A 12,730-nucleotide genomic window follows, 5' to 3' on the forward strand; every position below is an offset into this window, starting at 1 on the left:
AGAAACGTCATTTATGTTTCCAATGCACGCCGACGGACGATCTCGCGAGTCGATGATGGCCGTTCTCCAACCCGACAACAGCACGGACCGAATCGGAAACGAAAAGGGCTTACGGCATGACACCGTAAGCCCTTGATCCTTCGTTGAGTGGAAGACGTCCAGCGACCTGCACTCCATGCAGACTTGGCCGGAACCAGACTGCCCTATCGCACGACTTCCAGAACCGCGGAAATCAGCCGGTCCATGTCGTTCGCATCGAGCGCGCCCATCGTCGAGATGCGGAACAGTTCCTTCGACAAGCCGCCCTGCCCCGCGTAGATCACGAAGCCCTTGGCCTTGAGCGCGTCGTGCAGCGTTTCATACGTGACGCCCGCGGGCAGCCGATACGCACGCAACACCACCGACGATTCCTCGGGCGCGAGCGCGCTTTCGATACCGAGCGACGCCAGACCCGCACGCACCTGTTCCGCGAGCTTCGCGTAACGCTTATGCCGCGCGCGCCAGCCGCCTTCTTCCTCGAACTCGCGCAGCGCCTCGACGAGCGCGTAATACGCGTGCACGGAAGGCGTGAACGGCGTGTTGCGCTGGTCCTGCAGCTTCGCCAGCCGCGCGATGCCGAGGTAATAGGTGCGGCTCGCGGCCTGCGCCAGCGCATCGCGGCGCGCGATGACGAACGCCGCGCCCGGCACGCCGTGCAGGCACTTGTTCGCGGTCGCGGCGATGCCCGCGATGCCGCCGCCGTCGAAATCGATCGCCTCGGCGCCGAAGCTGCTCACCGCATCGAGCAAGAGGCCAATGCCGCGTTCGCCGCACGCACGCGACAATTGATCGATCGCGTTCAGGCGTCCGGTCGTCGTCTCGTGATGAATGATCGCGACGTTGGTGAACTTCTTCGCATCGAGCAACCGGACGATGGCGTCGATATCCGGCGCCTGCATCCACTCGTACTTCACGACTTCATGCTCGATGCCGTACTGCTTCGCGATCTGCGCAATGCGGTCGCCATACACGCCGTTCTCAACGACGAGCAGCCGCCCGCCTTCCGGCACGAGGCCCGCGATCATGCTCTCGACGGCGGCGGTGCCGGAGCCCGTCATCAGCACGGCGCTCCACTTTGCCGGATCGAGTTCGTAAGCAGCGACGAGACGCGCGCGCGCTTCGTCCTGCAAATCGAAAAACTCCGGCTCGCGATGACACAAGTCGGTTTGCAGCAGACTCTTTCTCACGCGTTCGGTCAGCGTGACGGGACCCGGATTCAGCAGCAGCATCAACGGCCTCCAATATGGTGTTGCAAGCGCGCGCGCACGTCTTCCGGCGTGATCTTCGGGCGCGGCAGATCGCCGGGCGTGCCGGTGTTGATCGACAGACGCGCGAAGCGCACGCCATCGACATTCTTCGCATCGAACAGACGATCGATCACGCCGATGTCGTCGCCGTCGAGCGCGAGTGCATAGCCGCACGCCGACGCAACCGACGCGAAATCGACGCCGCGCGACACGGTCGCCTGGCCACCCGTCGATTCGTGCGCGCCGTTGTCGAGCAGCAGATGAATCAGATTCGGCGGGCCGTATGCGCCGAGCGTCGCGAACACGCCCATGCGCATCAGCGCGGCGCCGTCGCCGTCGAGCGCGACCACGGTAAGGTCGGGGCGTGAGAGCGCGAGACCCAGCGCCATCGGCGTCACGCAGCCCATCGAGCCGACGAGATAGAGCTGGTTCTCGCGGTCGTCGATTGCGTACAACTCACGTCCGCAAAAACCGGTCGATGCGAGCACGACCGTCGAATCCTTCGGCGTATGCGCGATGACTTTCTCGAGCGCGTCGTGACGCGTCACGCGCTCGCCTTCGAAGCGCTCCACGCGCGCCGCTTCGGTGCGGGCACGCACGCCCGACAAGCCGGTCTTCTTCAGCTCGTAAGGCGCGACGCTGCCCTTCTGCATGACGAGAGCATAAGGACGGCCGGTGCTGTCCATGAACTCGGTGGCGCGATCGAGCGCCGGGCCGATCTGGTCGGCTTCCGTCGGGAACAGCTCCCACGGAATTTCCATCGTCTCGAGCATCTGCGGCGTGATCGGGCCCATCAGCGCGTGCTGTGGTTCGTCGTGCACGCCCGGCTGGCCGCGCCATGTGACGATCAGCAATTGCGGCAGACGGAACGTCCACGTAAGCGATGTGAGCGGACTGACCGCGTTGCCGAGGCCCGAGTTCTGCATCATCGCGATGCCGCGTCTCGGCTGCTGCCCGAGCGTGCCGCCGGAACCCGCCGCGCCCAGCGCCACGCCCGCGATCAGCGCGACGGCATCGCCTTCGTTCGCCGCCGACACGTAATGCAGCGATTCGTCCTGCAGCACGTAGTTGATGAACGGCGTCAGAAACGAGCACGGCACGCCCGCGTACCAGTCGAAGCCACGCTCGCGCGCCGCTTCGACGAACTGAGCGGCTTCAATCACGCGCACTCTCCTGGCCTTCCGAGCCGATGGGCGTCTGGCCATGCGCGAAATCGCCCGCGCGACGGAAGTCGTCGAGATCGTTCACGCCGCGCCAGTGGCCATGCACGTATTGCACTTCGATCTTGTGACCGGCGGCGATCAGCGCGTTGAGCAGCGCGGCCATATCGAGCTTGTCGAAACCTTCGCGCTGCTGAAGCTGTTCGAGCGTCGCGGCGAAGGCCTCGCGCGCGCCGCCGCGCACCTTGATGAGACCCATCCATCGGCCTTGCGGCGCGCGGTCATCGGTCAGACTCTGGCCCGCGCCGACCACGCTTTCCAGCCACACCTTCTGGCCGAACAGCGCGCGGTCGTCGGCGGTCGAGCAGTACGCGAAGTCGGTCGCGGCAACGCCCGCGTGCGGCGCCTGCGACGAATCGACCACGACGCTGAAGTCGCTGTCCGATTCCATCAGATCGCGCAGGATATAGCTGCGGAACAGCAGGTCGCCGTAGGAGATGACCGTATCGCCGTTCATGTGCTTCACCGCGCACGCGAGCGACGCGAGCTCGCCCGTCGTCGCGTGCTGCTCGTTGACGACGAGACGAATGCCGCCCTTCTCGATCGCGTCCGCGCGATAGCCGCCCACCACCGTGATGTCGTTGATGCTTTCCTTCTTGAACGCCTCGACGAGATGGCGCAACAGCGGCTTGCCCGCGACCGGCAGCATGACCTTCGGACGTTCTTTGGTCAGCGCTTCGAGACCCGCGCCCCGGCTCGCCGCGAGCACGACCGCGCCGCGCTTTTCGTTCGCCGCGCTGAGATAGATGTTCTCGGCGGCAGAATATTCATCCGCGTCCTGCAGACGAAAAATCTCGTTCACGGCCGCGATGCGGTCTTCCACATTGACGAGCGTCTCGCTGTCGTGAATTTCCTTGGCGATGGCCTGCATCGCGGACACGGCGCCGCGAATCAGATGGTTCGCCCAGATCACGCAACTGATGCCCGCCTGACGGAACGCGTCGGTCGGCGTGCTGTAGTACTTCGTCGGCACGATGACAAGCGGGCCCCGCCCGGCCCATTCGCGCGCGAAGGTGAGAATTTCGTCGGGCTTCGAGAGCTTCGAGTGAATCAGGATTGCATCCGCGCCCGCCTGCCGGTACGCCTCGGCGCGCTTGAGCGCCTCTTCCATGCCCCAGCCCGCGATCAGCGCTTCCACGCGCGCCACGATCGAGAAATTCGGATCGCTCTGCGAGTCCTTGCCGGCCTTGATCTTGCCGCAGAATTCATCGATATCCGCGAGCGGCTGCGCTTCGCCGTTGATGAAGCTGTTGGTCTTTGGAAACTGCTTGTCCTCGATGCACACGCCCGCGATGCCGCGCTGCTCCAGCTTCCTCACCAGACGCCGCACGTTGTTGAAGTTGCCGTAGCCGGTGTCGCCGTCGAGCAGGATCGGCAGATCGCTCGCGTCGGCCATGAATTCGAGGTTGTCGACGACCTGCGTCCAGCTCGCCTCGTTGTTGTCGCGCACGCCGAACTGCGCGGAGATCGACAGGCCCGAGCCCCAGATCGCCTTGAAGCCCGCTTCCTTCGCGATGCGCGCCGAAATGCCGTTGTGCGCTTCCATCAGGAATTCGAGGCGATTGCTTTGCAGCATTTCGCGCAGACGCATGGTGCGCGAATAACCGACGGGAATTTGTGTAGGTGCGTTCATTTGTCGTGCGGCTCCTCTTATCCTGCGAACTGATTCAGCGCGTTGAGCGACGGCAGCACTTCGTCTGCCGCGCGCTTCACGTCGTTCTGAAAATCGATTTCGATCCACGGCGCGCCGGTCACATCGGCGATATCGAACACGTGGGACTTTTCCAGCAGCAAATCGCGCACCGCTTCTTCATGCGGCATCTTCGCGCGGCCGCTTTCGACGTAATCGGCGCAGATTTGCGCGAGGCGCGTGGCGGTCGCGTGATCGAAGCGGAAGAAGCCGACCGATTCGCCGATCGTGTCGTACTTCAGACCCGCCGCGACCTGCTTGCGCAGCTCGACCGGCACGCCGTTCTCGACGCACAGTTTCACCGGCTCGTCGCCCGCTTCGAAATCGCGGTCGATCAGAAGACGATTCACCGAAGCGCCCGCCACCAGCGGCTCGAAAATGCGCTCGTCGTAGAGCACGTCGGCGTCCATCAGCAGGACATCGCCGCCGCGGGTCATCGCGTCGCGCGCGGTGTGCACGGACAGCACGCTGCCGAGCGTGAACTCCTCGTTGACGACGACTTCGCTCGCAGGCTTCCAGTCGATCGCCGCCAGCTCTGCTTCGATCTGCTCGCTCTTGAAGCCGGTCACGAAGACGACTTCATCGACGCCCGCGGCTTTCAGAAAATGCAGATGACGTTCGAGCAGCGAGAGCTCGCCAAAGCGCAGCAGACATTTCGGCTGTTGCTGGCCTTCGGGCTGAACGAGGCGCAAGCCCATCCCGGCCGCAAGAATAATTGCGCGCATGGTTGTGTTCCCTTCGTGTGTGATTCAGTCGATATCCGGCACGCGCGCGAGACGGCGGCGCTGCCAGCCTTTTTCAACGAAATGCAGATAGACAATGCCCGGCACGCCGAGCAGCAATTCACGCGCGCGCTTGGCGAGCGACAGCGCGAGCGCCGCCTCGGGCGGCAAGCCGATCAGACGCGCGAGCAGGAGATAACCGCCTTCCTGCACGCCTAGCGAACCCGGAATGGCGAAGGCCGCGCCGCGAATCGCCTGGCCGAGACTTTCGAGCAACAGCGCTTCGGCCCAGCCGACCGGGTGGCCCAGCAGATGCAGCGCAAGCCACACTTCTCCCGTGCCGACGATCCAGCCGACGAGGCTCAAGCCGAAGCTCGCCGCGACCTTGCCACGTTCGCGATAGAGTTCGTGCACGGCGGCATCGACCGCTTCGGCGCGCGTGACGAGCGACGACCAGTCACGCTTGGCCGAGAATTTCGCGGCGATGCCGGAGGCGAAGCGCATCGCGCGGCCGAACAGCCCGCGCCGCTGCGCCAGATAGAAACCGAAGATCAACAGGCCGATCACGGCGATCACCGAGAGCACCGCGTACGTCACGCCCGACGACGAGCCGCCCGCCGCGTAACCCGTCAGCAGCACAACGCCGATCAGCGCGAAGATCAGTTGCGCGACGGTCTGCATCGTCGTGCTGATTGTGATGACCGCAGCCGCGCCGCGTGCGCGCATGCCGCGCTGCGCGAGATAGCGCACCATCAGCATCGGCCCGCCGATCTGCCCGGCGGGCATCAGGCTATTGACCGATTCGCCCGCCCAGCGCGCGAGCAAAGCATCGCGCAGGGAGACGTCGCGTTCGTTACGGGAGAAGAGCACGCTGATCGCGCCGGCGTCAATCACGAGCGGCACGAAATGAAACGCGGCGACCGCAAGCAGACCCCAGCCGGCGGCGGCGAGCGTCGCCGCCACGGAACCGAAACCCTGCCAGCCGAGCAGCGCGATGAACAACACCACGCCGACCGACAGCAGAAATGTGCCGGCGCGGCTCATGCCCGTCCGTTCTCGCCGCCCTTGCGGCGAAAAACCTGTCCGAAACCGAAATAGGCGATCGAATCCTTCATGTTCGAAATGAAGCGCTTGAACGGCTTCATGTTCGGGTTCGTCACGTACTCGAACGTGAGCGACACCCGCATTTCGTTTTCGCCGAGCGGCGTCACGCGATGGCGCAGTTTGTCGCCGTCGAAGAACACGAACGCGCCCGGCGGATAGCGCACCGAGCCCGGCTCATCCGGCACCGCCGGATTCTTCGTGTGCAGTTCGTAGTCGAGCGCACACGAAGAATCGTCGATTACGCCGAGCAGCAGCGTGTAGCGCCGGCCTTCGTAATACGAAGTGTCGTAATGCCAGCCGATGTGGTCGCCCGGACGCGTGTAGAAATAGAGCGCGTAGGCGTGCGGATCGTCTGCCGGCGAGAGTTGCAGCTTGTCGCCGGTGATCGCTTCCAGCCACTTGATGAGCGCTTCCGAGCGATACAGATCCGCGATGAACGGCGCGAGCTTGTCGAGCGTGTGACGGCTCACGCTGCCGCCCGCCTTATGGCCCGGCAGATAATTGCGGTTCACGGACGGCGTGACGTCGTGCACGGCGGCGATCAGGCGCTCGGTGTAGTCGCGCGGGAGGAAGTCCTCGATATACAGAAACGAACCTTGCTGGCCGTATTCGTCGCGTAGTTCAGGCGTTTGCAGCGTGGCCAAGCGCGCCTTCATCGTCGCGTCGATATCGCGCTGCGACAGACGAACGGCGCTCGCCGCATGCGCGGGTTGAGCCAGCGTGTTGTCCGGAGTTGCCGTGTCGCTCATCTCACCGCCTGGAAATCTTTGTCGTCTTTTGCGTGGGACGCCTGCGCGCGGCGCTTCATCTGCGCGCTGACGCGCTGATAGTCCACCGCGACGTATACGGCGAAGAGCGGCGCGCCAATAGCGGCGGCGATCAGAAACGGCGTCATGCCATTCAGGACGGTGACGACCGGCAGCAGATAAAGCACATCTTCCGTTTCGAAGCCAGCCATCGATGCCTGTTTCGTGCCGGTCTTGCCGACCATCGACTCGATGCGCATGCGCAGGAAGAAGATCAGCGCGACCGCCACGCCAGCCAGCGCGCCGAGCCATTGCGCGGGCACGATCATGGACGGGTGATGCACGGCCACGTAGAAACCCAGCCCGACGAACAGCAGCACGGTGACGAGCGCGTCGCACGCGAGGTCGTAAAAGTGCCCGATCTTGCTGGATTGCCCGCTGATGCGCGCGAGTTCTCCGTCGGTGTGATCGACGAGATTCGACAGCGCGATGAGCAGCGCGCCGAGCGTGCACATCCAGAACTGACCGAGCGACAGATAGTACGCGCCGGCAAGACCTATGGCGAGGCGCAGGGTCGTCAGATGGTTGGGCGTAACCGGCGTTCCGACGAGCGGCGTAACGAGGCGGCGGGCGAGCCGTGCATCCCACGTGGTGGGCTCGGGAACGGCTTTAGGATCGGGCGGACACGATTTTGTCATCCCGCGAATATAGCTCTAATTCGCCGAAGCTGCATATATTGCGGCCTGCCTGCGACGCGGCTTTTCCCTGATGGCTCAAGCCCTGAAAGACGATCTCGCGCGGAGCCTTGCGAACGCCAAAACAGTGCCTGCCCTTGCCCCGGAAATTTTTTCCTGCCGATGCAATTCGCGAGCGATGACGCAAAGAAGGCGGCGCCGGATGGAATCCGCGCCGCCTTCGCATCGAGATGCCAGAGAGTCAGTCGACCGCTTTCGCGCCCGACGCCGGTGGTGGCGGCGGTACGCTGCGCTCGTTCGAATTGACTGCCGCCGCTTCATTCGACACGCCGCCGTTCTTGTCCACCGGCAAGGTCACCGTGCGCACCGTGCCGTTGCCGAGCGGGAAGTCGGCGAGCGCGCTGCGCACGAGGAAAGGCATCGCCTGATAGAGAGAGGGATCGCCCGTCGAATTGACGGCCGTGACCTTGTAGGCTTCGCGGCCGGTGCTGCGGTCGGTCATGCGGATCTGCAGCGCATGGATGTAGACCGGATACGTCTGGTCGACGTAGCCCGTCGGGCCCCACGGACCGTACGGACCCCAGCCGCCCCACGGACCGCCCCAGTACGGGCCGCCCCACGGTCCGTACATCCACGGATCGTAGAAGACCGGCTGACGCACGGTCACCGTGTCGCCGCGCACGGCGTAGGCAATCGCCACCTGATAATTCGCGCTCGCGCCCGGCACCTGGCGGAAGTTGTACTTCGACAGCTCATTGGCGACGAGCGTCTCGTACGTCGTCTGCTCGATGCTGTTCTGCTGCTCGTCCTTGCGCGCGAATGCGTAGGTGCGGGTCGTGTCGTTGCCGCGCCAGTCGGAGAAGGCGGTCACCTGGGTCTGCACGTAGGTCGTGCATCCGCCGAGCCACAGCGCGACAAGCGCCAGCACGGCCAGGCGGCCCAGCGCAATCAAACGGAAATTCATGGTCGTCCTCACTTCGTTCAGCACCCTGCCCGTTATGTTTCGCACCGCCGGCATGTCCGGCGGCGGCTTGTTTTGTGGGGTCCACGACGCGCTGCGCCGCCCGATTCACGATCCCCGGGCGGCTTGTACAATGGTTCGACCAGCCGCGCGCGCGTTGGTGCGCTCATTCGTTCGAGCGCACAACGCCCGGCGCCGCTCAATCCAAACATGAAGATCTTGCCATGTCTACCACGACCGCATCCGCAGTGATTCGCCGCGAGGACTACACGCCGCCCGCCTTCCTGATCGACTCCGTCGCGCTCGAGTTCGACCTCGTGCCGGCGCGCACGGTCGTGAAGAACACGATGAAGCTGCGCCGCAACCCCGACGCCCGCGGCAACGCCACGCGCCTCGAACTGATGGGCGAGCAACTCGAATTCGTGAGCGCGACGATCGACGGCGCCGCGCACGCGGATGTCCGCATCGAGGAGAACGGGCTGTCCATCGGCAGTATTCCTGCGGATGTCTTCGAGCTTAGCATCGAGAGCATCTGCAATCCGGCGGAGAACACGACGCTCTCCGGACTTTATGTCTCCAGCGGCAACTTCTTCACGCAGTGCGAGGCGGAGGGCTTCCGCCGCATCACCTACTTCCTCGATCGACCGGACGTGATGGCCACCTACGTCGTCACGCTGCGCGCCGACAAGACCGCGTATCCGGTGCTGCTGTCCAACGGCAATCTGATCGAAGAAGGCGATCTCCCCGATGGCCGGCACTTCGCCACCTGGGAAGACCCGTTCAAGAAGCCGAGCTATCTGTTCGCGCTGGTTGCGGGCAAGCTCGTGTGCATCGAGGAGCGCATTCAGTCGGGTTCGGGCAAGGAGAAGCTGCTGCAGGTTTGGGTCGAGCCGCACGATCTCGACAAGACCCGTCACGCGATGGACTCGCTCATCAACTCGATCCGCTGGGACGAAAGGCGCTTCGGGCTGGAGCTGGATCTCGACCGCTTCATGATCGTCGCGGTGAGCGACTTCAACATGGGCGCGATGGAGAACAAGGGCCTCAATATCTTCAACACGAAGTACGTGCTGGCCAATCCGGAAACCGCGACGGACACGGATTTCTCCAATATCGAAGCCGTGGTCGGACACGAGTACTTCCATAACTGGACCGGCAATCGCGTGACCTGCCGCGACTGGTTCCAGCTGAGCCTGAAGGAAGGCCTGACCGTGTTCCGCGATCAGGAATTCTCCGCCGACATGGCCGCCGGCGACGTCGAAGGCGCGGCCAGCGCCGCTGCGCGCGCGACCAAGCGCATCGAGGACGTGCGCGTGCTGCGTCAGATGCAGTTCGCGGAAGACGCTGGTCCGATGGCGCATCCGGTGCGTCCTGAGAGCTACGTCGAGATCAATAACTTCTACACGATGACCGTCTACGAGAAAGGCTCGGAAGTCGTGCGGATGTATCAGACGCTGTTCGGCCGCGACGGCTTCCGCCGCGGCATGGACTTGTACTTCCAGCGCTTCGACGGCCAGGCCGTGACCTGCGACGACTTCCGCCAGGCGCTCGCCGATGCGAATCATCGCGATCTCGCGCAATTCGAGCGCTGGTACGCTCAGGCAGGCACTCCGCGCGTCTCAGTGCGCGCGCAGTACGACGCCGCGAACAAGCGCTACACGCTGACGCTCGCGCAAGGTTACGGCGACGCGTCCGAAGCCGCGCGCGAAACGCAGAAGGGACCGCTTTTGATTCCATTCTCGGTCGGTCTGATCGGCCAGAACGGCGCGGATCTGCCGCTGCGCCTGGAAGGCGAGAAAGAGCCGAACGGCACGACGCGCGTGCTCGAATTCACGCAGCGCGAGCAGTCCTTCACGTTCGTCGATGTGAACGAGGCGCCGCTGCCCTCGCTGCTGCGCAATTTCTCGGCGCCGGTGATCGTCGAATACGACTACACCAACGAGGAACTCGCGTTCCTGCTCGCGCACGACAGCGATCCGTTCAACCGCTGGGAAGCGGGCCAGCGCCTGGCCACGCGCGAGCTGCTCGCGCTCGCCGGACGCGCGGCGAAGGGCGAGACGCTCGCCATCGACGATCAGGTGATCGCCGCGTTCGCCCGCGTGCTCGGCGACACCACGCTCACGCCCGCGTTCCGCGAACTCGCGCTGATGCTGCCCTCGGAAAGCTATCTCGCCGAGCAGATGTCGGTATCCGATCCGGCAGCCGTGCACGCGGCGCGCGTCTTCATGAGCCGTCGCCTTGCGTCGCAGTTGCGCGACAAATGGCTCGCGACTTACGAGGCGAACCGCACACCGGGCGACTATCGTCCGACCGCGGACGATGCCGGCAAGCGCGGCCTCAAGAACCTCGCCCTCGCCTACCTGAGCCAGCTCGACGATCCGCGCGAGGCCGTGAAGCTCGCGCAGGCGCAATACGCAGCCGCCAACAACATGACCGACCGCTCGGCCGCACTCGGCGCTCTGTTGCTCGCAAGCGCGACGAAGGGCGCGGATGGGAGCGTCGCGGACGCGGCGCTGGCGGACTTCTACCGACGCTTCGAGAACGAGGCGCTGGTCATCGACAAATGGTTCGCGCTGCAAGCCACGCAGCGCGGCGGGCCGGATCGCAAGGTCATCGAGATCGTGCGCAAGCTGATGCAGCATCAGGCGTTCAACATCAAGAATCCGAATCGCGCGCGCTCACTGATTTTCAGCTTCTGCAGCGGCAACCCGGCGCAGTTCCACGCGGCGGACGGCTCCGGCTATGCGTTCTGGGCCGAACAGGTGATCGCGCTCGATGCGCTCAATCCGCAGGTCGCGGCACGGCTCGCGCGCGGGCTCGAACTGTGGCGCCGCTTCACGCCGCAGTTGCGCGAGAAGATGCACGCGGCGTTGAGCCAAGTCGCCGCAACGGCGAAATCGCGTGACGTGCGCGAGGTGGTCGAGAAGGCGCTCGCCGCTTAAGCCCTGTTTCATCTGCTTTTTTTGTCCGACGGCCGTCGCGCGTGGTTCTCGCGCGACGGCCGTTCTCGCTTATGGCGGATTCGCGCAGCCGCTGTCATACGGAGGCGTCAGGTCAAGCGGTTAGAATCGTGGATATTCGTCTAACGCTCACGGAGCTTAAGCATGTCCTCCATTTCCAGCCGCACCACGCTCTCGAAATATCTGATCGAGCAGCAGCGTGAACATCAGAACCTGCCGGCCGACTTGCGTCTGTTGCTCGAGGTCATCGCGCGTGCGTGCAAGCAGATCAGCTATCACGTGAGTAAGGGCGCACTGGGCGAAGCGCTCGGCAGCGCCGGCAGCGAGAACGTTCAGGGCGAAGTGCAGAAGAAGCTCGACGTCCTCTCGAACGAAATCCTGCTCGAAGCCAACGAATGGGGCGGCAACCTGGCCGCGATGGCATCGGAAGAGATGGAAAAGATCTTCCCGATCCCCAATCGTTACCCGAAGGGAAATTATCTGCTGACCTTCGATCCGCTCGACGGCTCGTCGAACATCGACGTGAACGTTTCGATCGGCACGATCTTTTCGGTGCTGCGCTGCCCGGACGGCGTAGAGCCCAGCGAGGCTGCGTTCATGCAACCGGGTTCGCAGCAGGTCGCGGCGGGCTACGCGGTGTACGGCCCGCAGACCGTGCTCGTGCTGACGACCGGCAACGGCGTGAACTGCTTCACGCTCGATCGCGAGCTCGGCTCGTGGGTGCTCACGCAGCGCGACATGAAGATTCCGGTCGAGACGCGCGAATACGCGATCAACGCGTCGAACAGCCGCCACTGGTATGAGCCGGTGCAGCGCTATATCGACGAACTGAACGACGGCCGCGACGGCGCGCGCAAGGAAGACTTCAACATGCGCTGGATCGCGTCGATGGTGGCGGACGTGCATCGCATTTTGAATCGTGGCGGCATCTTCATGTATCCGGCCGACAAGCGCGATCCTTCGAAGCCCGGCAAGCTGCGCCTTATGTACGAAGCGAATCCGATGTCATTCATCGTCGAGCAGGCAGGCGGCGCTGCGACCAACGGCGAAGAGCGCATTCTCGATATCCAGCCGACGAGCCTGCATCAGCGCGTCGCGGTGTTCCTCGGTTCGAAGAGCGAAGTCGATCGCGTGACCCGCTACCACCTCGACAAGAAAAATTGATCTTAGGTATTGCCAACCTCAGAAAAGCTCTGCATAATCTCACTTCTTCGTTGCTGACGAATATTTCAGACGCAACAATGGAGCCGGAATAGCTCAGACGGTAGAGCAGCGCATTCGTAATGCGAAGGTCGGGGGTTCGATTCCTCTTTCCGGCACCAGACAGGATTCAGGCAGCATTAAAA

General features: G+C 63.9%; 10 protein-coding genes and 1 tRNA gene. 3 read left to right on the top strand and 8 right to left on the bottom strand.

Annotated elements, in window-relative coordinates; all coding sequences use genetic code 11:
- Positions 1 to 203: 203 nt before the first annotated feature.
- The 8 genes from AWB79_RS07850 to AWB79_RS07885 all read right to left on the bottom strand — a co-directional run bounded on the left by AWB79_RS07850 (position 204) and on the right by AWB79_RS07885 (position 8,427).
- Positions 204 to 1,268: a 2-aminoethylphosphonate aminotransferase gene (locus AWB79_RS07850; RefSeq protein WP_061166821.1), complete on the bottom strand. Its 1,065-nt coding sequence runs from the start codon at positions 1,266 to 1,268 to the stop codon at positions 204 to 206.
- Positions 1,268 to 2,449, bottom strand: coding sequence for a phosphonopyruvate decarboxylase (aepY, locus tag AWB79_RS07855; protein ID WP_061167019.1), 1,182 nt, complete (start codon positions 2,447 to 2,449; stop codon positions 1,268 to 1,270). The genes AWB79_RS07850 and aepY overlap by 1 nt, the downstream gene beginning before the upstream one ends.
- Positions 2,442 to 4,139, bottom strand: a complete 1,698-nt coding sequence (gene aepX / locus AWB79_RS07860) for a phosphoenolpyruvate mutase (RefSeq protein WP_061166822.1) — start codon at positions 4,137 to 4,139, stop codon at positions 2,442 to 2,444. The genes aepY and aepX overlap by 8 nt, the downstream gene beginning before the upstream one ends.
- 17 nt (positions 4,140 to 4,156) lie before the next feature.
- Complete coding sequence (locus tag AWB79_RS07865; protein ID WP_061166823.1) at positions 4,157 to 4,921, bottom strand: phosphocholine cytidylyltransferase family protein; 765 nt, start codon at positions 4,919 to 4,921, stop codon at positions 4,157 to 4,159.
- 24 nt (positions 4,922 to 4,945) lie between these two features.
- On the bottom strand, positions 4,946 to 5,962 hold the full coding sequence (locus AWB79_RS07870; protein ID WP_061166824.1) for a flippase-like domain-containing protein: 1,017 nt from the start codon (positions 5,960 to 5,962) through the stop codon (positions 4,946 to 4,948).
- A complete protein-coding gene (locus AWB79_RS07875; RefSeq protein ID WP_061166825.1) occupies positions 5,959 to 6,771 on the bottom strand; it encodes a 2OG-Fe(II) oxygenase in 813 nt (270 codons plus the stop codon). Before AWB79_RS07875 ends, AWB79_RS07870 begins: the two co-directional genes overlap by 4 nt.
- Entirely contained in the window at positions 6,768 to 7,466 is a 699-nt protein-coding gene (locus tag AWB79_RS07880; RefSeq protein ID WP_061166826.1) for a CDP-alcohol phosphatidyltransferase family protein, read from the bottom strand. Before AWB79_RS07880 ends, AWB79_RS07875 begins: the two co-directional genes overlap by 4 nt.
- A gap of 238 nt (positions 7,467 to 7,704) precedes the next feature.
- The gene (locus AWB79_RS07885) at positions 7,705 to 8,427 is read right to left on the bottom strand and encodes a DUF4136 domain-containing protein (protein WP_061167020.1); all 723 of its coding nucleotides are present in this window, start codon (positions 8,425 to 8,427) and stop codon (positions 7,705 to 7,707) included.
- Between the two features lie 221 nt (positions 8,428 to 8,648).
- On the opposite strand from AWB79_RS07885, the gene pepN reads away from it, so the two are divergent.
- The 3 genes from pepN to AWB79_RS07900 all read left to right on the top strand — a co-directional run bounded on the left by pepN (position 8,649) and on the right by AWB79_RS07900 (position 12,706).
- Positions 8,649 to 11,366, top strand: coding sequence for an aminopeptidase N (gene pepN / locus AWB79_RS07890; protein ID WP_061166827.1), 2,718 nt, complete (start codon positions 8,649 to 8,651; stop codon positions 11,364 to 11,366).
- Between the two features lie 162 nt (positions 11,367 to 11,528).
- Complete coding sequence (locus tag AWB79_RS07895) at positions 11,529 to 12,548, top strand: class 1 fructose-bisphosphatase (RefSeq protein WP_061166828.1); 1,020 nt, start codon at positions 11,529 to 11,531, stop codon at positions 12,546 to 12,548.
- Positions 12,549 to 12,630: 82 nt separating this feature from the next.
- Positions 12,631 to 12,706, top strand: a tRNA-Thr gene (locus AWB79_RS07900).
- Positions 12,707 to 12,730 lie beyond the last annotated feature (24 nt).

This window comes from Caballeronia hypogeia, assembly GCF_001544875.2.
Lineage (GTDB): Bacteria > Pseudomonadota > Gammaproteobacteria > Burkholderiales > Burkholderiaceae > Caballeronia > Caballeronia hypogeia.